The organism is Limosilactobacillus caecicola (assembly GCF_943192935.1).
In the GTDB taxonomy this organism is placed as follows: Bacteria; Bacillota; Bacilli; order Lactobacillales; family Lactobacillaceae; genus Limosilactobacillus; species Limosilactobacillus caecicola.
Genome location: NZ_CALPCI010000001.1, coordinates 117,037 through 138,864, shown reverse-complemented (window position 1 = coordinate 138,864; position 21,828 = coordinate 117,037). Strand labels below are relative to the sequence as shown.

Sequence of the window (21,828 nt, the reverse complement as noted above, 5' to 3'; positions counted from 1 at the left end):
ACCCTTTTTTTTAAGAAAGATTTGAAGGGAGATACTCATAAAGATGGCTAACAAACGTGAATATCCGCTTGCCATGACCCGGAACATCGGGATCATGGCCCACATCGATGCCGGTAAGACTACTGCTACTGAGCGGATTCTTTACTACACTGGTAAGATTCACAAGATTGGTGAAACCCATGATGGTGCTTCACAAATGGACTGGATGGATGAAGAAAAGGAACGTGGTATCACCATCCAATCAGCTGCTACGACTGCGGTTTGGAAGGATCACCGGATCAACATCATCGATACCCCAGGACACGTTGACTTTACTGTCGAAGTTGAACGTGCTTTGCGGGTCCTTGATGGTGCCGTTACCGTGCTTGATGCTCAAGCTGGTGTTGAACCACAAACTGAAACTGTTTGGCGTCAAGCTGACAGCTTCGATGTTCCACGGATTGTTTTTGCTAACAAGATGGACAAGATGGGTGCCAACTTTGACTACTCAGTTCAAACAATTAAGGATCGTCTGAACGTTACTCCATTGCCAATTCAAATGCCAATTGGTGCCGAAGATGACTTCGTTGGTGTCATTGACTTAGTTAAGATGGTTGCTTACGTTTACGACGAAGACAAGCTTGGTACCAACTGGGATACTGTTGATATTCCAGATGACATGAAGGATGAGGCTGAAAAGCGTCATGACCAATTACTTGAAACTTTGGCAGATGTTGATGATAACATCATGGAAAAGTACCTTGATGGTGCAGAAATTTCTGTTGACGAAATCAAGGCTGCTATTCGGAAGGCAACTCTGGCTGAAGAACTTTTCCCAGTCTTAGCTGGTTCTGCCTACAAGGATAAGGGTATCCAAATGATGCTGGATGCGGTAATTGATTACTTACCATCTCCACTTGATGTTAAGCCATTTATCGCGCATGATCCTGAAGGAAACGAAGTTGAATTGACTGCTGGTGACGACAAGCCATTCGCTTCATTGGCCTTCAAGATTGTTACTGACCCATTCGTTGGTCGGTTAACCTTCATTCGGGTTTACACTGGTTCACTTCAATCTGGTTCTTACGTTTTGAATGCTACCAAGGACAAGCGTGAACGGATTGGTCGTTTGCTGCAAATGCACTCCAACCAACAACACGAAATTCCAGAAGTCTTCTCTGGTGATATCGCTGCTGCTATTGGTTTGAAGAACACGACTACTGGTGATTCCTTAACTGACCCAGATCACCCATTGCAACTTGAATCCATGGACTTCCCTGACCCAGTTATCCAAGTTTCTGTTGAACCAAAGTCAAAGGCTGACCAAGATAAGATGGACAAAGGTCTTTTGAAGCTGGCTGAAGAAGACCCAACCTTCAAGACTGAAACTAACCCTGAAACTGGTGAAACACTGATTGCCGGGATGGGTGAACTTCACTTGGACATCATTGTTGAACGTCTTCGTCGTGAATTCAACGCCGAAGTTACTGTTGGTAAGCCACAAGTTTCCTACCGTGAAGCATTTACTAAGCAAGCTAGTGCTCAAGGTAAGTTCGTTCGTCAATCTGGTGGTAAAGGTCAATACGGGGACGTTTGGATTGAATTTACACCACTTGACGAAGGTAAAGGTTTCGAATTCGAAGATGCCATTGTCGGTGGGGTTGTTCCACGTGAATACATCCCTGCTGTTGAACAAGGTTTGAAGGAAGCAATGGAAAACGGTGTTCTTGCCGGTTACCCATTAGTTGACATGCATGCTAAGTTATACGATGGTAGTTACCACGAAGTCGACTCCTCCGAAGCTGCGTTCAAGGTTGCTGCTTCTCTTGCATTAAAGAACGCTGCTAAGAAGGCCGACCCAGTTATTCTGGAACCAATCATGAAGGTTGACATTGTTACCCCTGAAGACAACCTTGGTGATGTTATGGGTCACGTTACTGCTCGTCGTGGTTCCATTGATGGGATGGAAGAACGTGGGAACGCTCAATTAGTTCACGCCTTTGTTCCGTTGTCTGAAATGTTTGGTTACGCTACAACCTTGCGTTCAGCTACTCAAGGCCGTGGGACCTTCACAATGACGTTTGACCACTACTCAGCTGTTCCAAAGTCTGTTCAAGAAGACATCATTGCCAAGAACGGCGGTAACAACTAAATTTGCTTTAGAAAAAGTTTGTACGACGTGTACAAACTTTTTTTATTTTTTGCACAGAGAATTCTGTAACGTAGTTTTAATATAAAAAGCCAAATTAATTGGAAGAAGCCCTTGCGACAACGGCAATTCTCTAGTATTATGGATAGGTGCTTGAATTTAACTAGGGGATTAGTATGCCCCCAGGGGGATTTGAGATCACAGGCGATGAAGTGGAAGGTTGCGACACACCCGGCCGCTTTGCCACAGGATGTGGCGGTAATTTCCATGGAGCTAGTCAAATTTTAAATCTGACGAAGGAGGGAACATAATGGCAAACCAAAAGATTCGTATTCGTTTAAAGGCTTACGAACACCAAGTCCTTGATCAATCTGCTGACAAGATTGTTGAAACTGCAAAACGGACAGGTGCTCAAATTTCAGGCCCAATCCCGTTACCAACTGAACGGACTTTGTACACGGTGCTTCGTTCACCACACAAGTTCAAGAAGTCACGGGAACAATTCGAAATGCGCACTCACAAGCGTTTGATCGACATTATCGATCCTACGCCAAAGACGGTCGACTCATTAATGAAGCTTGACCTGCCAAGTGGTGTTGACATCGAAATTAAGCTTTAATTTATAATCAGCAATTATCTAAATCAAAATAAATTGGAGGTGTACTCATGACCAAAGGAATCTTAGGTAAAAAAGTCGGAATGACTCAAGTCTTCACTGACAACGGCGAATTAGTTCCCGTTACTGTGATCGATGTAACTCCTAACGTTGTTATGCAAATTAAGACTGTCGAAAATGATGGTTACAACGCTGTACAACTTGGTTTCGATGACAAACGTGAGATTTTGAGCAACAAGGCTGAACAAGGTCATGCAGCAAAAGCAAACACGGCTCCTAAGCGCTTCATCGGTGAAATCCGCGACGCTGAATTAGGAGACGACATCAAAGTTGGAGACGAAATCAAAGCGGATTTATTCGCTGAAGGTGAAACAGTTGATGTAACTGGTGTCACTAAAGGTCATGGTTACCAAGGTAACATCCACAAGGATGGTCAACGTCGTGGACCTATGGCGCACGGTTCTCGTTATCACCGTCGTCCAGGTTCTTTGGGTGCGATCATCAACCACGTCTTCAAAGGCAAGAAGCTCCCAGGTCGGATGGGTGGCAACACTCGGACTATGCAACACTTACAAGTTGTGAAGGTTGATACCGACAACAACGTTTTACTTATTAAGGGTAACGTTCCTGGTGCTAACAAGTCTTACGTAACAATTCAAAATTCAGTTAAGGCTAACACTAAGAAGAGTCTTAGCAAACAACACAACAATTAAGAAAGGAGGAAGTAAAATATGACTAGCGTTGCATTATTCAACCAAGATGGTAGCCAAAACGGTACTATCGATTTAAACGATGCAATCTTCGGCGTTGAAGCTAACGAAAGTGCTGAATACGAAGCAATCATTCGTCAACGTGCTTCACTCCGTCAAGGTACTCACGCAGTTAAGAACCGTTCAGCTGTTAGCGGTGGTGGTAAGAAGCCATGGCGTCAAAAGGGGACGGGTCGTGCTCGTCAAGGTTCAATCCGTTCACCACAATTCCGTGGTGGTGGTGTTGTCTTCGGGCCAAATCCTCGTTCTTACAACTACCGTTTACCTCGTAAGGTTCGTCAACTTGCTATCAAGTCTGCCCTTTCTCAAAAGGTTGCAGATGATAACTTTGTTGTAGTTGACTCAATTAACTTTAATGCACCAAAGACTAAGGAATTTGCTGGTGTATTAAACAACTTAAAGGTCAACGAAAAAGTGTTGATCGTTGTAACTGACGACGACAAGAATGCTGAATTATCAGCTCGCAACTTGGCAAACGTTAAGGTCGTTACTCCTGCTGGTGTTAACATCTTAAACGTTGTTGATGCGCAAAAGATCGTCATTACTAAGTCAGCTCTTTCTCAAGTAGAGGAGGTGCTCGGATAATGGAAGCACGCGATATTATTTTACGTCCAGTAATTACGGAAGCATCTACTGCTGCCATGGACGACAAGCGTTATACGTTTGATGTTGATTTACGAGCAACCAAGACTCAAGTTAAGAATGCCATCGAAGAAATCTTTGGTGTTAAGGTTGTCAAGGTTAACATTATGAACATCAAGGGAAAGCAAAAGCGTCAAGGCCGTTACGTTGGTTACACTAAGCGCCGTCGTAAGGCAATCGTTCAGCTTTCTGATGACTCAAAAGAAATCAAGTTGTTTGATGATGACAACGACTAAATTTTAAGGTTAGGAGGAAAGAATAGTGGGAATTCGCAAATACAAAGGTACCACTAACGGTCGCCGTAACATGAACGGATTTGACTTCGCTGCCATTACGAAGACTACTCCGGAAAAGTCACTGTTAGCACCTTTAAAGCACACTGCCGGTCGTAACAGCCAAGGTAAAATGACTGTTCGTCACCGTGGTGGTGGTAACAAGCGTCAATACCGGATTATCGACTTCAAGCGGAACAAGGATAATATTCCTGCAACTGTTAAGGCAATTGAATACGATCCAAACCGTACTGCTAACATTGCCTTGTTGGTTTACGCTGATGGTACTAAATCATACATCTTAGCACCTAAGGGCTTAGAAGTTGGGATGACTGTTGAATCTGGTCCTGATGCAGATATTAAGGTTGGTAACGCTCTTCCATTGAAGAACATTCCAGTCGGTACTGTTATTCATAACATTGAATTGAAGCCAGGTAAGGGTGGTCAATTGACCCGTTCTGCTGGTACTTCAGCACAATTACTTGGTAAGGAAGAAAAGTATGTTTTAGTACGTCTTTCTTCAGGTGAAGTTCGGATGGTTCTCGCAACCTGCCGGGCAACTGTTGGTTCAATTGGTAATGAAGAACGTGCACTTTTGATCAAAGGGAAGGCTGGTCGTAACCGTTACGCTGGTCGTCGTCCACACGTTCGTGGTTCAGTTATGAACCCTAATGATCACCCACATGGTGGTGGTGAAGGTAAGCAACCTGTTGGTCTTCCATCTCCACTTTCTCCATGGGGTAAGAAGACTGTTGGTAAGAAGACTCGTTCACACAAGGCTCGTTCCAACAAGTTCATCGTTCGTGGTCGCAAGCGTGGTCCACACACTCGCTAATTGAAATAATAGTAATACCTGAGAGGAGGTACACATATGGCTCGTAGTTTGAAGAAAGGACCTTTCGCAGATGCTTCTCTGTTGAAGAAGGTCGAAGCACAAGCCGATAACGAAAAGAAATCTGTTATCAAGACTTGGTCACGTCGCTCTACAATCTTCCCAAGCTTCATTGGTTACACCTTTGCAGTTTATGATGGTCGTAAGCATGTGCCAGTTTACGTGCAAGAAGATATGGTAGGTCATAAGCTTGGTGAATTCGTACCAACCCGGACTTTCCATGGTCATGCATCTGATGACAAGAAAACTCAAGCTAAGTAATTAAGGAGGGACTTGAATAATGGCTGAAAACATCACTTCAGCTAAGGCAACTGCTAAGATGGTTCGTGTATCATCACGGAAGGTACGTCTTGTCTTAGACACTATCCGTAACAAGAGCGTTGCTGAAGCATTTGCTATTCTGAAGTTCACTCCTAATGGTGCTGCTTCAGATGTTGAAAAAGTTTTAAAATCTGCTGTTGCAAACGCTGAAAACAACTTTGATCTTGATCGTGCTTCATTAGTTGTATCAGAAGCTTACGCAAATGAAGGACCAACCCTTAAACGGTTCCGTCCGCGTGCTAAAGGTTCTGCTTCACCAATTAATAAGCGGACTAGTCACATCACAGTGGTTGTTACAGAAAAATAGGAGGAATGAATAGTGGGTCAAAAGATTAATCCTAATGGTTTCCGTGTTGGGGTCATTCGTCCATGGAGTGCTAAGTGGTACGCTGACAAGAAGCACTACGCTGAATACCTGAACGAAGACCTTCGGATCCGTAAATACATCGAAAAGCGACTTGCTGATGCCTCTGTCTCAACCATCGAAATTGAACGTGCTGCAAACCGCGTTAACGTTTCAATTCACACCGCTCGTCCAGGAATGGTGATTGGTAAAGGTGGTTCAGAAGTTGAAGCACTTCGTCTTGAATTAAACAAATTAACTGGTAAGCGTGTCCACATCAACGTTGTTGAAATCAAGAAGCCTGATTTGGACGCTCACCTGGTTGGTGAAAATGTTGCACAACAACTTGAAAACCGGATTGCTTTCCGTCGTGCTATGCGTGGTGCTATGCAACGCGCTATGCGTGCTGGTGCAAAAGGAATTAAGATTCAAGTTGCAGGTCGTTTGAATGGTGCAGATATGTCACGTGTTGAATCATACTCTGATGGTACTGTTCCATTGCATACGCTTCGTGCAGATATTGATTACTCATGGGATGAAGCTCGTACCACTTACGGTGCTTTAGGTATTAAGACCTGGATTTACCGTGGTGAAGTGCTCCCCGAAAAGAAGAATGATTCAAAAGGAGGGAAGTAAAACATGCTAGTACCAAAGCGAGTTAAGCACCGTAAGGTTCAACGTGGTCACCTTCGTGGTGAAGCCAAGGGGGGTAAGACCGTTGCTTTCGGTGAATATGGTTTGCAAGCATTAGATTCACATTGGATCTCAAACCGTCAAATCGAAGCTGGACGTATTGCTATTACCCGTTACATGAAGCGTGGTGGTAAGGTATGGATTAAGATCTTCCCACACCTCTCTTACACTAGCAAAGGTGTTGGTGTCCGGATGGGTAATGGTAAAGGTGCTCCTGAAGGATGGGTTGCACCTGTTAAGCGCGGCAAGGTTCTTTACGAAGTTGCCGGTGTTCCTGAAGAAGTTGCGCGTGAAGCTCTCCGTCTTGCGGGAACTAAGATGCCAGTTCGCACTAAGATTATCAAACGTGAGGAAGTAGGTGGACAATCTCATGAAGAGTAAAGATTTTGTAAAAGAACTGAATGGATTAACCACTGATCAATTGCTTAGCCGTGAAAAGGAATTGAAGGAACAATTGTTTAACTTACGTTTCCAATTAGCAACCGGCCAGTTGGAAAACACTGCAAGCCTTAAGAGCGTTCGCAAGGACATTGCACGGGTTAAGACAGTTCTTCGCCAACAAGAATTAAACAAATAAGAATACGAAAAGGAGGATTAGCGCATGAGTGACGAACGTAATGCACGTAAGGTGTACCAAGGTCACGTTGTTTCAGACAAGATGGACAAGACGATTGTTGTCTCTGTAGATACTTACAAGAGTGCTCCTATTTATGGGAAGCGTGTTAAGTACTCCAAGAAGTTCTATGCCCACGATGAAAACAACGAAGCACACATGGGTGACACTGTTCAAATCATGGAAACTCGGCCGCTTTCTGCTAAGAAGCGTTTCCGGCTAGTTAAGGTTGTCAAGAAGGCTGCTATTGTTTAATGCCTTTAAGCAATCCATTAATTTCGTATTCTAAATTCTTATAACAAGATGGAAGGAGGACAATAACCGTGATTCAACAAGAAAGTCGGTTGAAGGTCGCTGATAACTCTGGTGCCCGTGAAATCTTGGTTATCAAGGTTTTAGGCGGTTCCCGTGTTAAGACCGGTAATATTGGTGATATTATTGTTGCTACTGTAAAACAAGCAACACCAGGTGGCGTTGTCAAAAAGGGTGACGTTGTAAAGGCTGTTGTAGTTCGGACTAAGCATGGTCTGCACCGTAAGGATGGTTCATACATCAAGTTTGACGAAAATGCTGCGGTTTTGATCAACAATGACAAGAGCCCAAAGGGTACCCGTATTTTTGGCCCAATTGCTCGTGAGTTACGTGATGACGACTTCATGAAGATCGTTTCACTGGCCCCAGAAGTTCTGTAAAATTACCAAGAATAAGGAGGTGCACTACCACATGTTTTTAAAGACAGGTGACAAAGTTCGCGTCATTGCCGGTAAGGACAAGGGTAAAGAAGGTACTATCAAGAAGACCCTTGCTAAGGAAAACCGTGTAATCGTTGAAGGTATTAACAAGATTAAAAAACACCAGAAGCCAAGTAACTCCAACCCTAACGGTGGAATTGTTGACACTGAAGCCCCTATTCAAGCATCCAACGTGATGTTGATTGACCCATCAACTAACGAACCAACTCGTGTTGGCTTCGAATTTGTCGATGGTAAGAAGGTTCGGGTTGCTAAGAAGTCTGGTAAGCAAATCGATTAATTTCTGAGGAAAGGAGGAAATAAATACTTATGGAAAACCGTTTAAAGGCAAAGTACGAAAATGAAGTTCGTCCATCATTAATTGAAAAGTTTAACTACTCTTCAGTAATGGCTGCTCCTAAGATCGACAAAATTGTTTTGAACATGGGTGTCGGTGATGCTACTCAAAACTCCAAGAATCTTGATGAAGCCGTTGAAGAATTAGGCTTGATTTCTGGTCAAAAGCCTGTCATTACCAAGGCTAAGAAGTCAATTGCCGGCTTCCGTTTACGTGAAGGTATGAAGATTGGTGCCAAGGTTACGTTACGTGGTGAACGTATGTATGATTTCTTGGACAAGTTAGTTAATGTTTCACTTCCTCGGGTTCGTGACTTCCACGGTGTTTCAAACAAATCATTTGATGGTCGTGGTAACTACACTTTGGGTGTACGTGAACAATTAATTTTCCCAGAAATTAATTACGATAACGTTAAGCGTGTTCGTGGTTTAGACATTGTTATCGTCACAACTGCTAACACTGACGAAGAATCACATGAATTATTGGCTCAATTAGGTATGCCATTCGCTAAGTAATAGGAGGTTTCACAAAAGTGGCTAAAAAATCAATGATCGCTAAGTGCAAGCGTCCAGCAAAGTTCTCTTCACGTGAATACACTCGTTGTGAACGTTGTGGTCGTCCACACTCAGTTTACCGTAAATTCCACCTATGCCGGCTTTGCTTACGCGACCTTGCCCATGAAGGTAAAATCCCTGGCATGAAGAAGGCTAGTTGGTAAACAATTCGACAAAAGGAGGAAAACATCGATGTCTATGAGTGATCCAATTGCAGATTTCTTAACTCGTATTCGTAATGCCAACATGGCACATCACGAAACAGTTGAAGCACCTGCATCAAAGATGAAGAAGGACATTGCTGAAATCTTGAAGCAAGAAGGTTTCGTACGCGATGTTGAATATGTAGATGACAACAAGCAAGGCATCATCCGTGTATTCTTAAAGTATGGTCAAGATGGCGAACAAGTTATTTCCGGCTTAAAGCGGATTTCTAAGCCAGGTCTTCGGACATACGTTAAGGCTGATGCTGTACCAAAGGTCTTAAACGGTCTCGGGATTGCTATCATTTCAACATCCAATGGTGTTGTTACTGATAAAGTTGCTCGTGCCAAAAAGGTCGGCGGCGAAGTAATTGCTTACGTTTGGTAATGAGAATAGTCGATAGGAGGTGTATTTATGAGTCGTATTGGTTACAAGGAAATTGACCTGCCAGAAGGCGTTGAAGTTTCACAATCTGGTAACGTGGTTACTGTTAAGGGACCTAAGGGGACTTTATCACGTGAGATTTCTCCACTGATTACGATGACCGTTGACGGTAACGTCGTAAAGTTCGACCGTTCTAAAGATGACAACCGCAACCGTTCATTACACGGTACCACCCGTGCTAATGTTAACAACATGGTTGAAGGGGTAGTTAATGGTTACTCCAAGATCCTGAAGCTTGTTGGTGTTGGTTATCGTGCACAATTAAAGGGTAAGACCTTAGTCCTTACTGTTGGGTACTCAAATCCTGTTGAAGTAGAAGTCCCAGAAGGACTTGAAGCAAAGGTTCCAGATAACACGACTATTGAAATTAGTGGTATCGATAAGGAATTACTTGGTGAATTTGCTGCATACGTACGTTCAGTTCGTTCACCTGAACCTTACAAGGGTAAGGGTATTCGCTACGAAGGCGAACATATCATCCGTAAGGAAGGTAAGACTGGTAAGTAATCGTTTTTACTTATTAGCGAGTTAAAATCATTTAGAAAAATAATAGAGGTGACAGTTGTGATTTCAAAACCAGATAAGAACAAAGTCCGTCAACGTCGTCATAAGCGCGTTCGCGGCAAGATCTCTGGTACTGCAGAGCGCCCACGTTTAAGTGTTTATCGTTCAAACAAAAACATTTACGCTCAAGTTATTGATGACGTAAAGGGTGTGACGCTCGCAAGTGCCTCAACTTTAGATAGTGAAGTTAGCGGCAAAACTAAGTCTGAACAAGCTGCTGGTGTTGGTGCATTAGTTGCTAAGCGCGCTAGTGAAAAGAACATCACTAACGTTGTTTTTGACCGTGGTGGGTACCTTTACCATGGTCGTGTACAAGCCTTGGCTGAAGCTGCACGTGAAAACGGACTGCAATTCTAGGAAGAAGGAGGAATAACCTGTAATGGCTAAATCAACATATATTGACCCAGCTAAGTTAGATCTTGATGATCAAGTGGTTGCTATCAACCGGATTACCAAGGTTGTTAAGGGTGGTCGTCGGATGCGTTTTGCGGCCCTTGTTGTTGTTGGTGACCGAAACGGTCATGTTGGCTTTGGTACTGGTAAGGCTCAAGAAGTTCCAGAAGCGATTCGGAAGGCTTCTGCTGCTGCACAAAAGAACTTAATTGAAGTACCAATCGTTGGTACGACAATTCCACACGAAGTCATTGGTACTTACGGCGGTGGTAAGATTTTGCTTAAGCCTGCTGTTGAAGGTTCTGGAGTTGCTGCCGGTGGTGCGGTACGTAACGTTATGGAACTTGCCGGTGTCGGTGACGTTACTTCAAAGCGTTTAGGCTCCAACACTCCAATCAACGTTGTTCGCGCTACTTTTGAAGGTTTGAAGTCATTGAAGAGTGCTGACGAAGTTGCTAAGCTTCGTGGTGTTTCAGTTGACCACCTTGCTGAATAATAGGAGGACAAAATCATGGCTAAAGTTAAAGTTACTTTAATCCGTAGTGCTGCCCACCGCGAACCAACCCAACGTCGGACAGTCAAGGCTTTAGGCCTCGGTAAGTTACATAGCTCTGTTATCCTCCCGGATAACGCTGCTACCCGTGGTGCAATTTTTAAGGTTGCCCACTTGGTTTCAATTGAAGAAGTTAAATAATTTAATCTAATACAAGGAGGTGCCAACCAAATGAAATTAAATGAATTAAAGCCTTCTGAAGGATCCCGCTTTAAGCGTCTGCGGAAAGGACGGGGCCTTTCTTCTGGTCACGGATTTACTTCCGGCCGTGGTACTAAAGGTCAAAAGGCTCATGGAAAGACCCGTCTTGGTTTTGAAGGGGGTCAAATGCCTCTGTACCGTCAAAAGCCAAAGCGTGGTTTCACCAGCATGAACCACAAAGATTATGCATTGGTTAACTTAGCAGCCCTCAACAAGTTTGATGATGGTGCTGAAGTAACCCCAGAATCCATGGTCGAAGCTGGTGTTGTGAAGAACACTAAGAACGGCGTTAAGGTTCTCGGAAGCGGAAAGCTTACCAAGAAGCTCACTGTTAAGGCTAATAAATTCTCTGCTTCAGCCGTTAGTGCAATTGAAGCTGCTGGCGGTAAGACTGAGGTGATTTAATGTTCACAACCGTGAAAAACGCGTTCAAAGTAAAGGAAATTCGGTCGAAAATTCTTTTTACTTTGTTTGTGTTGATTGTTTATCGGTTAGGTGCATCCATCACTGTTCCGGGTGTTAATGCAGCAGCATTAGCACAGATTTCTTCAACCGGGTTAGCTTCAATTTTGAACACCTTCAGTGGTGGGGGCCTAGAAAACTATTCCGTTTTTGCGATGGGTGTTTCACCATATATCACAGCACAAATTGTGGTGCAACTTTTACAAATGGACATTGTTCCAAAGTTTGTAGAATGGAGTAAACAGGGGGAAGTTGGTCGACGTAAACTGAATCAAGCGACACGTTGGCTAACGATCCTGTTAGGTTTTATCCAATCAATCGGGATTACGGCTGGATTCAATGCACTGAGCACTATTAAATTGGTGAACAATCCGGGTGTGAAAACATACTTAACAATTGGTTTGATTTTAACAGCGGGGACCATGTTTGCTACCTGGCTTGGTGATATGATTACTGAGCGTGGTATTGGTAACGGGGTTTCCATGTTAATTTTTGCTGGTATTGTTGCGCAGTTTCCTAAAGGACTCCAACAATTATGGGCGGACCAAATTGTGGGTGAATCTGGATCGGCACTTTGGGCTGGTATTGGGTTCATTGCAGTGGTAGCGATTTGTTTGTTGATTATTGTTGCTTTTGTAACTTGGGTTCAACAAGCTGAACGTCGTTTGCCAATTCAATATACTAGACGAACTACTACTTCACCGAAGAGTAGCTACTTACCATTGAAGATCAATGTTTCTGGAGTGATTCCTGTTATCTTTGCTGGATCATTCATTTCTACTCCGCAAACAATTTTGATGGCATTTCAAAGTAGTCACGGTGGTGATACTTGGTACCAAATTTTGACCAATATCTTCAATATGCAATCTGGACCAGGGATTACCCTTTATACATTATTGATTATCATCTTTACCTTCTTCTACGCTTTTGTTCAGGTCAACCCTGAAAAATTAGCGGAGAACTTGCAGAAACAAGGAAGTTACATTTCAGGTGTTTGGCCTGGCAAAGGAACTCAAACATTTGTCTCCCATCTTTTGATACGGTTATCAACAGTTGGGTCTGTCTTCCTTGGGGTGATTTCATTAATTCCGTTACTTGCAAGTAACATTTGGAATTTGAGCCAGTCAATCGGGTTGGGTGGTACAAGCCTATTGATTGTTGTTCAAATCGCTCTGGATGTTAACCGGCAATTAAATGGTTTAACGATGAAGCGCGAATATATTGGATTTATTCATGAATAAATGAGGAGGACATTGCAATGAGTATGAACCTTGTTTTAATGGGGTTACCTGGTGCCGGTAAAGGTACCCAAGCGCAAAGAATTGTAGAAGACTTTGATATTCCTCATATTTCAACTGGTGATATTTTCCGAGCTGCCATGAAGAATGGTACTCCAATGGGAAAAGAGGCCAAGAAATATATTGATCAAGGGGAATTAGTTCCTGATGAAGTTACCAATGGGATTGTTAAGGAACGGCTATCCGAGGATGATACCAAGAACGGTTTTATGTTAGATGGTTTTCCACGGAACTTAGCACAAGCTAATGCTTTGAATGATATGTTAGCCGAATCCGGTCGGCAGCTTGATGCAGTTATTAACATTCACGTTGAACCAGACGTTCTGGTTGATCGGTTATCTGGTCGCTTCATTTGTAAAAATTGCGGTGCAACTTATCACAAAGCCTTTAATCAACCTAAAGTTGAAGGTACTTGTGATGTTTGTGGACATCATGAATTCTTTCAACGGGATGATGATAAACCAGCTACTGTCAAGAATCGCTTGGACGTTAACATTAAGTTAAACACACCGTTAGTTGATTTTTATGAAAAGCAGGGTGTTTTGCACCAAATTAATGGTGAACAAGACATTGACAAGGTTTATCAAGATGTTAAGGATGTTTTGGATAAGCTCTAATTGTTGATCAACAATTGTTCTTGCGTAAAGCTGAGGTCTATGGTAAACTATGCAAGGTTTATCTAGCTCGTAGTGGGCTGCTGTGAGGCACCCACCTTTTTACGTAATTTAAAGTCCGGCAAGGAGGAACCATTCAGTGGCAAAAGCTGATGTAATCGAAGTTGAAGGTAAGGTTACCGAAACTTTACCGAATGCAATGTTTAAAGTTGAACTGGAAAACGGCGTTGAGATTTTAGCACACGTGTCAGGTAAAATTCGGATGCACTATATCAAGATTTTGCCTGGTGACCGGGTTAAGGTTGAGATGTCTCCTTATGACCTGACTAAGGGTCGGATTACGTTCCGGTTCAAATAAGTCTTAGTCTATAACTAGAGGAGGATTATACAATGAAGGTACGACCATCAGTTAAAAAGATGTGCGATAACTGCAAGATCGTTAAGCGTCGTGGTCGGGTTATGGTGATCTGCTCTAACCCTAAGCACAAGCAACGTCAAGGCAAGTAATTTAAATATAGAAACGGAGGTGTAATAATGGCTCGTATTGCTGGTGTCGATTTACCTCGTGACAAGCGAATCGTAATCGGCTTAACATACATTTATGGTATTGGTAACTCCACTGCTCAAAAGATTTTAGCAGATGCTGGGGTTTCTGAAGATGTTCGTGTTCGTGACTTAACTCCAGATCAAGAAGAAAAAATCCGTGCACAAGTTGAAAACATCAAGGTTGAAGGTGACCTTCGCCGTGAAGTTTCATTAAATATCAAGCGTTTGCAAGAAATCGGTTCTTACCGTGGCATGCGTCACCGTCGTGGTTTGCCTGTTCGTGGCCAACACACGAAGAACAACGCACGTACTCGTAAGGGTAAGGCTGTTGCTATCGCTAACAAGAAGAAATAATTAGTAAAGGAGGTTCGTAATCTATGGCAGTCAAGAAATCGCGTAAGCGTCGTGCAAAAAAGAATGTTGAAACTGGTGTTGCGCACATTCACTCAACATTCAACAACACTTTAATCATGATTACCGATGTTCAAGGTAATGCTGTTGCTTGGTCATCTGCTGGGGTTTTAGGCTTTAAGGGTAGTCGTAAGTCTACTCCATTTGCCGCACAAATGGCTTCAGAAGCTGCTGCTAAGCAGGCAATGGAACACGGTATGAAGACCGTTGAAGTAGAAGTTAAGGGCCCAGGTTCTGGTCGTGAATCAGCTATCCGTGCTCTTCAAGCTACTGGACTTGAAGTTACTGCAATTCGTGATGTAACTCCAGTGCCACACAACGGTTCTCGTCCTCCAAAGCGTCGTCGTGTTTAATGAGTGCATCAACGGCGATGTGTCAGTCGGCCAGATGCCTTTTTGGGAAATACGATCCACGTTTTGAAAGGGGTACTAGAGTAGAATGATCGAATTTGAAAAACCAAACATTCACAAAGTTGAAGAAACCGATAACTACGGTAAGTTTGTTGTAGAACCACTTGAACGTGGCTACGGGACGACTCTTGGCAACTCTCTTCGGCGTGTCATGCTTGCTTCATTACCTGGTGCTGCTATTACTAGCATTAGCATCGATGGTGTCTTGCATGAATTTAGTACTGTTGAGGGAGTTACTGAAGACGTTACGCAAATTATTTTGAATCTGAAGAAAGTTTCATTACGGCTCGATTCTGAGGATCAAAAGAATTTGGAATTAGATGTTAAAGGTCCAGCCGAAGTTACTGCCGGGGACATCCAAGGTGACGGTGACGTTACTATTTTGAATCCAGATCTTCATATTGCAACAGTTGCGGATGGTGCTGAGTTGCATATCCAAATGACTGCTGATAAGGGTCGTGGATATTCCTCAGCTGATGATAACAAGGCACGTATGGACTTAGCAATTGGTGTTTTACCAATTGATTCCATCTATACCCCGATCGAACGTGTTAACTATACCGTTGAAAATACTCGGGTCGGTCAAAACAATGACTATGACAAGTTAACTCTTGATGTTTGGACCAATGGTTCTTTAACACCAACGGAAGCTGTTAGTCTTGCCGCTAAGATTCTGACGTCACATTTGGCAATGTTTGTCAATTTGACCGAAGAAGCTCAAAATGCCCAAGTGATGGTTGAACGGGAAGAATCACACCAAGAAAAGGTACTTGACAAAACAATTGAGGAACTTGATCTCTCAGTTCGTTCTTATAACTGTCTGAAGCGTGCTGATATTCAAACCGTTAAGGACTTAACTGAAAGAACTGAAGCTGACATGATGAAGGTTCGTAATCTTGGACAAAAGTCACTTGATGAAATCAAGGTCAAGTTAAATGAACTCGGCGTTGGCTTTCGCCAAGAAGATTAATTAAGACATAAAGGAGGGAGTACTTCATGAGTTACCGCAAGTTAGGACGTACTAGTTCACAACGTAAAGCTTTATTGCGTGACTTAACTACTGATTTAATTGTTAATGGTTCAATTAAGACTACTGAACCAAAAGCTAAGGAAGTTCGGAAGACCATGGACCAAATGATCACTCTTGCTAAGCGGGGTGACCTTGCTTCTCGTCGAAAGGCAGCTGGATTTATCCGTAACGTTGTCGCAGACGTAAAAGAAGATGGTGATGACATCAAGGTTCAATCCGCACTTCAAAACTTGTTTGAAGAACTTGGTCCTAAGTACGCTGACCGCAATGGTGGTTACACGCGTATTCTAAAGACCATGCCACGCCGTGGTGATGGTGCCAAGATGGTTATTTTGGAACTTGTTTAATCCAGTTACAGTTAAATAAACGTAATAAAGAATCACTACGATTGACGGTATAGAGCGTTACGATGATGGGATCATTCCTTAGTCTAGCTTGAATGTGAGCAATCACGCACCTCAGTTGTAAGTGATTTTTTTGTATTCTGCTTTTTTTCTGGATGATTTGCATTCTTTTGGTAAAATATATACGATAACTAATCATGGAGGAACGGTGCTTTGGCCATCATTGAAATTAAGGATCTTTCATACACTTATCCTGGAGAACAAGAACCGATTTTAAAACATTTGACAGCGTCCTTCCCTGCCAAAGAATGGACCACAATCATCGGTCGTAATGGTAGTGGTAAAAGTACTTTGGCGCGATTAATTGATGGTCTCCTACCAATTGGTCATGGTCAAATTATGGTTGCGGGGACGCCAGTTGATGGCGAACATGTCGATCTTGTGCACCAAAAAATTGGTTTTGTTTTCCAAAACCCAGAAAATCAATTTGTCGGCACAACTGTCGAGGATGACGTTGCTTTTGGCTTAGAAAATCATCGGGTTCCTCGAGATGAAATGCGGTATCGGATTCAGCAAGCCTTAAATGATGTTTCAATGGCTGAGTATGCTCAGACAGAGCCCGCTATGCTTTCTGGAGGACAAAAGCAACGGGTGGCCATTGCTGGGATTTTATGTTTACGGCCGGAAATTCTGATATTTGATGAAGCCACCAGTATGCTTGATCCGCAGGCACGGCAAAATATTTTGGGTTTATTGAGAAAACTAAAAATTGAGAAGGGCTTTACGATTATCGCCATTTCTCATGACCCTGTCGAAGCGGCAGCTGGTGATAATGTTGCCATCTTAAATCAGGGACAACTCGTTGCCTTCGATCGGAAAGAACAAATCTTGGCGAACACTGATTTATTACAAAAGTACGGTTTAGCGGTTCCGTTTACAGAAAAACTAAAGCAACAATTGCGGGGGCAAGGTATGCAGGTCCCAAAGGAGTATATGACTGAGGAGCAGATGGTTAAATGGTTGAGCCAGCAATAGAAATTCAACAACTGAGTTATACTTACAGCCCGGGAACTGCTTTTGCAGCCCAAGCGCTTACTAATGTGAATTTAACGATTCAACGGGGAAAAGTGACGGCGGTAGTTGGTCATACGGGTAGTGGTAAATCGACATTAATGCAATTAATTGATGGTTTACTCAAACCAACTTCTGGTTCGATCACTGTTCAGGAGACTAAGGTCACTCCAGATTCTGCCAAAAAGGACTTTGCGGCGCTACGTCAACACGTTGGTTTTGTGTTTCAGTTTCCTGAGTCACAATTATTCGCTGATTCGGTTTTAGAAGATGTGATGTTTGGCCCACTGAATCAAGGCCAAAGTGAGGAGAATGCACGTCGGTCAGCTACTGATGCGCTCGATCGTTTGCATTTTCCAGTAGAATTACGGGATCACTCACCTTTTGAACTATCTGGTGGTCAGATGCGGCGGGTTGCCATCGCGGGTGTGTTAGCCATGAAACCAGCGATTTTAATCCTCGATGAACCCACCGCTGGCCTAGATCCGAGTGGTCGCTTGGAATTGATGAACTTGATTCAAAAGCTGAATCAAGAAGGCACCACTATTATTTTGATTACTCATCAAATGGAGCAAGTTGCCCGGTACGCCGATGTAGTTGTCGCCTTGCAGCATGGTCAATTAGTATTTGATGGGCAACCGCGTTCACTATTTTCTAATCAGCAGTTAGTCGAGCAAATTGGCTTGGCCGAACCAAATACCGTGGCCTTTGCTAATCAATTAGATCAGGCAGGAATACCTTTGCAGCAGACTCCACTAACCGTTCAAGAGCTAGCCAATGAAATTATTGAAGCACGACAGAAGGGGACGTTCAATAATGAATAATAAGGTAATTTTTGGACTGTACGTCCCAACCAATTCGTTCATCCACCGCCTGGATCCCCGCATGAAGTTCATTGCGTGTTTTTGGTACGTTATCCTGGTGTTCTTTGCAAATAATGTGTGGACTAACATCTGGCTTGGCCTAATCTTGCTATTATTAATCCACCTTAGCCGAGTGTCCTTAAAGATGTATTGGTCCGGAATCCGTCCCCTCATGTGGGTGATTATCATCACCGCATTGGTTCAACTATTTTTCTCAACTGGTGGTCATGTCTACTGGCAATGGCATTTCCTTAGCCTTACTTCATCTGGGATTATTCAATCCATTTATTTAGTTTTACGCTTTGCCTACATAATCACTATTTCCACCATTCTCACGGTGACGACTCCGACGTTGCAGTTGGCGGATGCCGTCGAGAGTTTAATGAAGCCGTTAAAATATTTACGGGTACCGGTCAACCAAATTGCGATGATGCTTTCGATTGCCTTGCGGTTTATTCCGACAATTATGGGTGAAGTCACCACGATTATGAATGCTCAGCGGGCACGAGGGATGGATTTTTCAACCGGCAATTTATACCAGCGGACGCGAAAACTGGTTCCAGTAATGATCCCGCTATTTGTCTCTTCGTTTAAGCGAGCAGAGGAGTTAGCGGTGGCGATGGAATCGCGTGGCTACAATCCTAATGGGGAACGGACGAAGTATCGCCTATTAATTTGGCGGCGTGCAGATAGTTGGAGCATTGTTGCTTTGGTACTGGTCACCGTGGTTTTGATTGCGTTGAAATTGCTATAGGAGATTCATTTTGTTACGTTATAAAATAACTTTTGCTTATGATGGTACTAATTTTTCTGGGTTTCAAATTCAGCCTCATAAACGGACAATTGAACAAACCTTAAAAACGATTGTTAACCGGATGGCAAAGAACCCAGATCCTGCGATTTCCATTATTGGGTCGGGACGGACGGACGCGGGGGTCCATGCTTTAAATCAAGTTGCCCATTTTGATTTTCCGTACCACATTCCAGAAAAATCGATGGTCCGGGCCCTGAACAGTCAGCTGCCGCTGGATATTATCGTCAAAAAAGCTGAAATTGTTTCCCCGGATTTTCATGCCCGGTATAATGCTCATCGAAAACGGTACCGTTATCGGGTTACGCAGGGTGAGTTTGTTGATCCGTTTAAGCGGAACTATACCGCGCACTTTAAATATCCAGTTGATATTGCAACAATGAACCAAGCAGCACAGGAGTTAGTTGGCACTCATGATTTTACGAGCTTTGTGGCTTCTGGATCTCAGGCGAAAAGTAACGTGCGGACGATTTATGAAGCCAAGGTTTATTATGAAAAGCACGATCATGAAGTCATTTTTGAATTTGTGGGTAACGGATTTTTATACAACCAAGTGCGGATTATGGTGGCGCTTTTGCTCGAGATCGGTAGTCAACAGCGCCCCAAGGATGATGTTCCCAGAGTACTTGCAGCTCGTGATCGTCAAGAAGCACGGATGACGGCTCCAGCGAGTGGCTTATATTTAGTGGACGTTGATTATAGCGGGGAATAAGTTGAATAAATTATTGACTGACAAGGGATAATCAGCTACACTAGTAGCTGGTATTTCTTTTCCATAAATTACTCGGTACACAATTTATTGTAAAAGAAAGACAAAAATTGGAGGACTTAATCGTGAGAACGACATACATGGCAAAACCTGGTGAAGTTGACCGTAAGTGGTACATCGTTGATGCCAAAGACGTTTCTTTAGGTCGTGTGGCATCCGTTGTTGCTTCCATCTTACGCGGTAAGAACAAGCCAACGTTCACCCCTCATGTTGATACTGGTGACAACGTCATTGTTATCAACGCAGCAGATGTTAAGTTAACTGGTAAGAAAGCAAGTCGGAAGATTTACTACCGTCACTCTAACCACCCAGGTGGTTTAAAGCAACGGACTGCCGGCGACTTCCTTGCTAAGGAACCAGCCAAGATGGTAGAACAAACTATCAAGGGAATGCTTCCACACACTCCTCTTGGCCGCAAGATGGGTATGAAGTTGCACGTTTATGCTGGTGAAGACCACAGTCATGCAGCTCAAAAGCCTGAAAAACTCGATATCACTAACTTAATCTAAGGAGGGAACGGAATTGGCTCAACAAGTACAATACAGCGGTACTGGACGTCGTAAGGATTCTTCTGCACGTGTCCGCTTAGTACCAGGTTCTGGTAAGATTACTATGAACGGCAAAGCAATCGAAGACTACATTCCGTTTGCTAACTTACGTGCCATTGTCAACCAACCATTTGCAGTAACGCAAACTGAAGGTCAATACGACGTTTTAGTTAACGTTCACGGTGGTGGTTTCTCTGGCCAAGCCGGTGCAACTCGTCATGGGATTGCTCGTGCTTTGCTTGCTGTCGATCCTGATTTCCGTGATGCCTTGAAGAAGGCTGGTCTCTTAACTCGTGACCCACGGATGAAGGAACGTCGTAAGCCAGGTCTGAAGAAGGCTCGTAAGGCTGCTCAATTTAGTAAGCGTTAATTTCGATTATCGTTTCTATTTCAAAAAGCTTCAGCATTTGCTGGAGCTTTTTTATGTTGACTTTCATTGGTGGTTTCGCTACAATGAACCTATCATTTGAGAAATGTTTCACAAAGTGAAAAGGAGCGATAAAAATGGCGAAAAAGGTTGCAATGGTTACTGGTGCTGGTCAAGGAATTGGTGAAGCAATTGCCAAGCGTCTGGCCAAGGATGGTTTTGCAGTAGCGTTAGTTGCTCGGCATTTGGATAATTTACAAAAGGTTGCCAAAGAAATCGAAGACGCCGGTGGGGAAGCCTTTCCAGTGACTGCGGATGTTTCTAATCGTGACGAAGTGTTAGCTGCGGTTGATAAGACAATCGATCACTTTGGTGATTTCAATGTAATGGTCAACAACGCGGGTGTGGCACCAACTACTCCCATCGATACGGTCACCAAAGAAGATTTAGATTATGTCTACTCCGTGAATGTTTATGGGACCATTTGGGGCATCCAGGCGGCCCACGAAGCATTTAAAAAAATGGGTCACCCGGGCAAAATCATCAATGCGACCTCCCAAGCGGGAGTTGTTGGTAACCCGAACTTAACTGTTTACTCGAGTTCGAAATTTGCTATTCGTGGGATCACTCAAGTAGTGGCCCGTGAATTGGCTGAAGAAGGAACGACGGTCAATGCCTTTGCTCCTGGGATTGTTAAGACTCCAATGATGTATGATATTGCCCATCAGGTTGGTCAAAACGCGGGGAAGAGCGACGAATGGGGAATGCAGACTTTTGCCAAGGATATTGCCTTGAAGCGACTTTCTGAACCAGAAGATGTTGCCAATGCGGTTGCCTTCTTAGCTGGTCCAGATTCTGATTACATCACTGGCCAAACCCTGGAAGTTGACGGTGGAATGCAATTCCACTAATTTTGAAGAAACGCTAAAATCCGTTTGACGCAGTACAGTCAAACGGATTTTTTGCGTAAAATTAATTAAAAACTCCCCTAA

General features: G+C 43.4%; 37 protein-coding genes. All 37 read left to right on the top strand.

What is annotated here, in order from left to right; all coding sequences use genetic code 11:
* Positions 1 to 43 precede the first annotated feature (43 nt).
* Entirely contained in the window at positions 44 to 2,131 is a 2,088-nt protein-coding gene (gene fusA, locus NFR43_RS00695) for an elongation factor G (protein ID WP_251545492.1), read from the top strand.
* A gap of 307 nt (positions 2,132 to 2,438) precedes the next feature.
* Positions 2,439 to 2,747, top strand: a complete 309-nt coding sequence (rpsJ, locus tag NFR43_RS00690; protein ID WP_251545490.1) for a 30S ribosomal protein S10 — start codon at positions 2,439 to 2,441, stop codon at positions 2,745 to 2,747.
* A gap of 47 nt (positions 2,748 to 2,794) precedes the next feature.
* Positions 2,795 to 3,457, top strand: coding sequence for a 50S ribosomal protein L3 (gene rplC / locus NFR43_RS00685; protein WP_251545489.1), 663 nt, complete (start codon positions 2,795 to 2,797; stop codon positions 3,455 to 3,457).
* 18 nt (positions 3,458 to 3,475) lie between these two features.
* Positions 3,476 to 4,099, top strand: coding sequence for a 50S ribosomal protein L4 (gene rplD, locus NFR43_RS00680; RefSeq protein ID WP_251545487.1), 624 nt, complete (start codon positions 3,476 to 3,478; stop codon positions 4,097 to 4,099).
* Positions 4,099 to 4,392 (top strand): 50S ribosomal protein L23, encoded by a 294-nt coding sequence (gene rplW / locus NFR43_RS00675; protein WP_251545485.1) that lies wholly within the window; start codon positions 4,099 to 4,101, stop codon positions 4,390 to 4,392. Before rplD ends, rplW begins: the two co-directional genes overlap by 1 nt.
* A gap of 25 nt (positions 4,393 to 4,417) precedes the next feature.
* Positions 4,418 to 5,263, top strand: coding sequence for a 50S ribosomal protein L2 (gene rplB, locus NFR43_RS00670; protein ID WP_251545484.1), 846 nt, complete (start codon positions 4,418 to 4,420; stop codon positions 5,261 to 5,263).
* A 36-nt stretch (positions 5,264 to 5,299) separates the two neighbouring features.
* Complete coding sequence (rpsS, locus tag NFR43_RS00665) at positions 5,300 to 5,581, top strand: 30S ribosomal protein S19 (protein ID WP_251545483.1); 282 nt, start codon at positions 5,300 to 5,302, stop codon at positions 5,579 to 5,581.
* Between the two features lie 19 nt (positions 5,582 to 5,600).
* The gene (gene rplV, locus NFR43_RS00660) at positions 5,601 to 5,948 is read left to right on the top strand and encodes a 50S ribosomal protein L22 (RefSeq protein WP_251545482.1); all 348 of its coding nucleotides are present in this window, start codon (positions 5,601 to 5,603) and stop codon (positions 5,946 to 5,948) included.
* Positions 5,949 to 5,960: 12 nt separating this feature from the next.
* Complete coding sequence (gene rpsC / locus NFR43_RS00655) at positions 5,961 to 6,620, top strand: 30S ribosomal protein S3 (RefSeq protein ID WP_178660057.1); 660 nt, start codon at positions 5,961 to 5,963, stop codon at positions 6,618 to 6,620.
* A gap of 3 nt (positions 6,621 to 6,623) precedes the next feature.
* Positions 6,624 to 7,058: a 50S ribosomal protein L16 gene (gene rplP, locus NFR43_RS00650; RefSeq protein ID WP_251545481.1), complete on the top strand. Its 435-nt coding sequence runs from the start codon at positions 6,624 to 6,626 to the stop codon at positions 7,056 to 7,058.
* Positions 7,048 to 7,254, top strand: a complete 207-nt coding sequence (gene rpmC, locus NFR43_RS00645; RefSeq protein ID WP_251545480.1) for a 50S ribosomal protein L29 — start codon at positions 7,048 to 7,050, stop codon at positions 7,252 to 7,254. Before rplP ends, rpmC begins: the two co-directional genes overlap by 11 nt.
* 24 nt (positions 7,255 to 7,278) lie before the next feature.
* On the top strand, positions 7,279 to 7,545 hold the full coding sequence (rpsQ, locus tag NFR43_RS00640) for a 30S ribosomal protein S17 (protein ID WP_251545479.1): 267 nt from the start codon (positions 7,279 to 7,281) through the stop codon (positions 7,543 to 7,545).
* Between the two features lie 68 nt (positions 7,546 to 7,613).
* The gene (gene rplN / locus NFR43_RS00635) at positions 7,614 to 7,982 is read left to right on the top strand and encodes a 50S ribosomal protein L14 (RefSeq protein ID WP_251545477.1); all 369 of its coding nucleotides are present in this window, start codon (positions 7,614 to 7,616) and stop codon (positions 7,980 to 7,982) included.
* Positions 7,983 to 8,013: 31 nt separating this feature from the next.
* Positions 8,014 to 8,322: a 50S ribosomal protein L24 gene (rplX, locus tag NFR43_RS00630; protein WP_251545475.1), complete on the top strand. Its 309-nt coding sequence runs from the start codon at positions 8,014 to 8,016 to the stop codon at positions 8,320 to 8,322.
* A gap of 29 nt (positions 8,323 to 8,351) precedes the next feature.
* The gene (rplE, locus tag NFR43_RS00625; protein WP_251545473.1) at positions 8,352 to 8,894 is read left to right on the top strand and encodes a 50S ribosomal protein L5; all 543 of its coding nucleotides are present in this window, start codon (positions 8,352 to 8,354) and stop codon (positions 8,892 to 8,894) included.
* Positions 8,895 to 8,911: 17 nt separating this feature from the next.
* Positions 8,912 to 9,097 carry a type Z 30S ribosomal protein S14 gene (locus tag NFR43_RS00620; RefSeq protein ID WP_006916627.1) on the top strand — a complete coding sequence of 62 codons (186 nt, stop codon included), beginning with the start codon at positions 8,912 to 8,914 and terminating at the stop codon, positions 9,095 to 9,097.
* Between the two features lie 28 nt (positions 9,098 to 9,125).
* Positions 9,126 to 9,524, top strand: a complete 399-nt coding sequence (gene rpsH / locus NFR43_RS00615; protein WP_006916628.1) for a 30S ribosomal protein S8 — start codon at positions 9,126 to 9,128, stop codon at positions 9,522 to 9,524.
* A gap of 27 nt (positions 9,525 to 9,551) precedes the next feature.
* Positions 9,552 to 10,088: a 50S ribosomal protein L6 gene (rplF, locus tag NFR43_RS00610; protein WP_251545471.1), complete on the top strand. Its 537-nt coding sequence runs from the start codon at positions 9,552 to 9,554 to the stop codon at positions 10,086 to 10,088.
* A gap of 48 nt (positions 10,089 to 10,136) precedes the next feature.
* Positions 10,137 to 10,502 (top strand): 50S ribosomal protein L18, encoded by a 366-nt coding sequence (rplR, locus tag NFR43_RS00605; protein WP_275087080.1) that lies wholly within the window; start codon positions 10,137 to 10,139, stop codon positions 10,500 to 10,502.
* A gap of 22 nt (positions 10,503 to 10,524) precedes the next feature.
* Positions 10,525 to 11,034 (top strand): 30S ribosomal protein S5, encoded by a 510-nt coding sequence (rpsE, locus tag NFR43_RS00600; protein ID WP_251545467.1) that lies wholly within the window; start codon positions 10,525 to 10,527, stop codon positions 11,032 to 11,034.
* Positions 11,035 to 11,049: 15 nt separating this feature from the next.
* Positions 11,050 to 11,232 carry a 50S ribosomal protein L30 gene (gene rpmD / locus NFR43_RS00595; protein ID WP_006916632.1) on the top strand — a complete coding sequence of 61 codons (183 nt, stop codon included), beginning with the start codon at positions 11,050 to 11,052 and terminating at the stop codon, positions 11,230 to 11,232.
* Between the two features lie 30 nt (positions 11,233 to 11,262).
* Positions 11,263 to 11,697, top strand: a complete 435-nt coding sequence (rplO, locus tag NFR43_RS00590) for a 50S ribosomal protein L15 (protein ID WP_251545465.1) — start codon at positions 11,263 to 11,265, stop codon at positions 11,695 to 11,697.
* On the top strand, positions 11,697 to 12,995 hold the full coding sequence (gene secY, locus NFR43_RS00585; protein ID WP_251545463.1) for a preprotein translocase subunit SecY: 1,299 nt from the start codon (positions 11,697 to 11,699) through the stop codon (positions 12,993 to 12,995). Before rplO ends, secY begins: the two co-directional genes overlap by 1 nt.
* Positions 12,996 to 13,012: 17 nt before the next feature.
* Positions 13,013 to 13,669 carry an adenylate kinase gene (locus NFR43_RS00580; protein WP_251545461.1) on the top strand — a complete coding sequence of 219 codons (657 nt, stop codon included), beginning with the start codon at positions 13,013 to 13,015 and terminating at the stop codon, positions 13,667 to 13,669.
* Between the two features lie 136 nt (positions 13,670 to 13,805).
* Positions 13,806 to 14,024 (top strand): translation initiation factor IF-1, encoded by a 219-nt coding sequence (gene infA / locus NFR43_RS00575; protein WP_006500601.1) that lies wholly within the window; start codon positions 13,806 to 13,808, stop codon positions 14,022 to 14,024.
* 32 nt (positions 14,025 to 14,056) lie between these two features.
* A complete protein-coding gene (gene rpmJ / locus NFR43_RS00570) occupies positions 14,057 to 14,173 on the top strand; it encodes a 50S ribosomal protein L36 (protein ID WP_006916637.1) in 117 nt (38 codons plus the stop codon).
* 27 nt (positions 14,174 to 14,200) lie between these two features.
* Positions 14,201 to 14,566, top strand: a complete 366-nt coding sequence (gene rpsM / locus NFR43_RS00565) for a 30S ribosomal protein S13 (RefSeq protein ID WP_178660029.1) — start codon at positions 14,201 to 14,203, stop codon at positions 14,564 to 14,566.
* 23 nt (positions 14,567 to 14,589) lie between these two features.
* A complete protein-coding gene (gene rpsK / locus NFR43_RS00560; protein ID WP_178660027.1) occupies positions 14,590 to 14,976 on the top strand; it encodes a 30S ribosomal protein S11 in 387 nt (128 codons plus the stop codon).
* Between the two features lie 85 nt (positions 14,977 to 15,061).
* Positions 15,062 to 16,003, top strand: coding sequence for a DNA-directed RNA polymerase subunit alpha (locus NFR43_RS00555; RefSeq protein ID WP_251545459.1), 942 nt, complete (start codon positions 15,062 to 15,064; stop codon positions 16,001 to 16,003).
* Between the two features lie 26 nt (positions 16,004 to 16,029).
* Positions 16,030 to 16,410 carry a 50S ribosomal protein L17 gene (gene rplQ / locus NFR43_RS00550; protein ID WP_251545457.1) on the top strand — a complete coding sequence of 127 codons (381 nt, stop codon included), beginning with the start codon at positions 16,030 to 16,032 and terminating at the stop codon, positions 16,408 to 16,410.
* 210 nt (positions 16,411 to 16,620) lie between these two features.
* Entirely contained in the window at positions 16,621 to 17,442 is an 822-nt protein-coding gene (locus NFR43_RS00545) for an energy-coupling factor transporter ATPase (RefSeq protein WP_251545456.1), read from the top strand.
* Positions 17,424 to 18,302: an energy-coupling factor transporter ATPase gene (locus NFR43_RS00540; RefSeq protein WP_251545453.1), complete on the top strand. Its 879-nt coding sequence runs from the start codon at positions 17,424 to 17,426 to the stop codon at positions 18,300 to 18,302. The genes NFR43_RS00545 and NFR43_RS00540 overlap by 19 nt, the downstream gene beginning before the upstream one ends.
* Complete coding sequence (locus tag NFR43_RS00535; RefSeq protein WP_251545451.1) at positions 18,295 to 19,095, top strand: energy-coupling factor transporter transmembrane component T family protein; 801 nt, start codon at positions 18,295 to 18,297, stop codon at positions 19,093 to 19,095. Before NFR43_RS00540 ends, NFR43_RS00535 begins: the two co-directional genes overlap by 8 nt.
* 10 nt (positions 19,096 to 19,105) lie before the next feature.
* Complete coding sequence (gene truA, locus NFR43_RS00530; protein ID WP_251545448.1) at positions 19,106 to 19,864, top strand: tRNA pseudouridine(38-40) synthase TruA; 759 nt, start codon at positions 19,106 to 19,108, stop codon at positions 19,862 to 19,864.
* A gap of 122 nt (positions 19,865 to 19,986) precedes the next feature.
* Positions 19,987 to 20,430: a 50S ribosomal protein L13 gene (rplM, locus tag NFR43_RS00525; protein WP_251545446.1), complete on the top strand. Its 444-nt coding sequence runs from the start codon at positions 19,987 to 19,989 to the stop codon at positions 20,428 to 20,430.
* Positions 20,431 to 20,443: 13 nt separating this feature from the next.
* Positions 20,444 to 20,839 (top strand): 30S ribosomal protein S9, encoded by a 396-nt coding sequence (gene rpsI / locus NFR43_RS00520; RefSeq protein WP_251545444.1) that lies wholly within the window; start codon positions 20,444 to 20,446, stop codon positions 20,837 to 20,839.
* Positions 20,840 to 20,973: 134 nt separating this feature from the next.
* Positions 20,974 to 21,747 (top strand): (S)-acetoin forming diacetyl reductase, encoded by a 774-nt coding sequence (locus tag NFR43_RS00515; protein ID WP_251545442.1) that lies wholly within the window; start codon positions 20,974 to 20,976, stop codon positions 21,745 to 21,747.
* The last annotated feature ends 81 nt before the right edge of the window (positions 21,748 to 21,828 follow it).

Bases quoted from the DNA above. Each gene is read 5' to 3' on its own strand.
- rplV (WP_251545482.1), top strand. From the start codon at position 5,601: ATGGCTGAAAACATCACTTCAGCTAAGGCAACTGCTAAGATGGTTCGT.
- rpsM (WP_178660029.1), top strand. From the start codon at position 14,201: ATGGCTCGTATTGCTGGTGTCGATTTACCTCGTGACAAGCGAATCGTA.
- rpsE (WP_251545467.1), top strand. From the start codon at position 10,525: ATGGCTAAATCAACATATATTGACCCAGCTAAGTTAGATCTTGATGAT.
- rpsS (WP_251545483.1), top strand. From the start codon at position 5,300: ATGGCTCGTAGTTTGAAGAAAGGACCTTTCGCAGATGCTTCTCTGTTG.
- NFR43_RS00580 (WP_251545461.1), top strand. From the start codon at position 13,013: ATGAGTATGAACCTTGTTTTAATGGGGTTACCTGGTGCCGGTAAAGGT.
- rpmJ (WP_006916637.1), top strand. From the start codon at position 14,057: ATGAAGGTACGACCATCAGTTAAAAAGATGTGCGATAACTGCAAGATC.
- rpsJ (WP_251545490.1), top strand. From the start codon at position 2,439: ATGGCAAACCAAAAGATTCGTATTCGTTTAAAGGCTTACGAACACCAA.
- rpsQ (WP_251545479.1), top strand. From the start codon at position 7,279: ATGAGTGACGAACGTAATGCACGTAAGGTGTACCAAGGTCACGTTGTT.
- NFR43_RS00540 (WP_251545453.1), top strand. From the start codon at position 17,424: ATGGTTGAGCCAGCAATAGAAATTCAACAACTGAGTTATACTTACAGC.
- rpmD (WP_006916632.1), top strand. From the start codon at position 11,050: ATGGCTAAAGTTAAAGTTACTTTAATCCGTAGTGCTGCCCACCGCGAA.
- rplE (WP_251545473.1), top strand. From the start codon at position 8,352: ATGGAAAACCGTTTAAAGGCAAAGTACGAAAATGAAGTTCGTCCATCA.
- NFR43_RS00535 (WP_251545451.1), top strand. From the start codon at position 18,295: ATGAATAATAAGGTAATTTTTGGACTGTACGTCCCAACCAATTCGTTC.
- NFR43_RS00515 (WP_251545442.1), top strand. From the start codon at position 20,974: ATGGCGAAAAAGGTTGCAATGGTTACTGGTGCTGGTCAAGGAATTGGT.
- rplQ (WP_251545457.1), top strand. From the start codon at position 16,030: ATGAGTTACCGCAAGTTAGGACGTACTAGTTCACAACGTAAAGCTTTA.
- secY (WP_251545463.1), top strand. From the start codon at position 11,697: ATGTTCACAACCGTGAAAAACGCGTTCAAAGTAAAGGAAATTCGGTCG.
- rplF (WP_251545471.1), top strand. From the start codon at position 9,552: ATGAGTCGTATTGGTTACAAGGAAATTGACCTGCCAGAAGGCGTTGAA.
- rplX (WP_251545475.1), top strand. From the start codon at position 8,014: ATGTTTTTAAAGACAGGTGACAAAGTTCGCGTCATTGCCGGTAAGGAC.
- rpmC (WP_251545480.1), top strand. From the start codon at position 7,048: ATGAAGAGTAAAGATTTTGTAAAAGAACTGAATGGATTAACCACTGAT.
- fusA (WP_251545492.1), top strand. From the start codon at position 44: ATGGCTAACAAACGTGAATATCCGCTTGCCATGACCCGGAACATCGGG.
- rplO (WP_251545465.1), top strand. From the start codon at position 11,263: ATGAAATTAAATGAATTAAAGCCTTCTGAAGGATCCCGCTTTAAGCGT.
- rplW (WP_251545485.1), top strand. From the start codon at position 4,099: ATGGAAGCACGCGATATTATTTTACGTCCAGTAATTACGGAAGCATCT.
- rplC (WP_251545489.1), top strand. From the start codon at position 2,795: ATGACCAAAGGAATCTTAGGTAAAAAAGTCGGAATGACTCAAGTCTTC.
- NFR43_RS00555 (WP_251545459.1), top strand. From the start codon at position 15,062: ATGATCGAATTTGAAAAACCAAACATTCACAAAGTTGAAGAAACCGAT.
- rpsH (WP_006916628.1), top strand. From the start codon at position 9,126: ATGTCTATGAGTGATCCAATTGCAGATTTCTTAACTCGTATTCGTAAT.
- rplP (WP_251545481.1), top strand. From the start codon at position 6,624: ATGCTAGTACCAAAGCGAGTTAAGCACCGTAAGGTTCAACGTGGTCAC.
- rplD (WP_251545487.1), top strand. From the start codon at position 3,476: ATGACTAGCGTTGCATTATTCAACCAAGATGGTAGCCAAAACGGTACT.
- rpsK (WP_178660027.1), top strand. From the start codon at position 14,590: ATGGCAGTCAAGAAATCGCGTAAGCGTCGTGCAAAAAAGAATGTTGAA.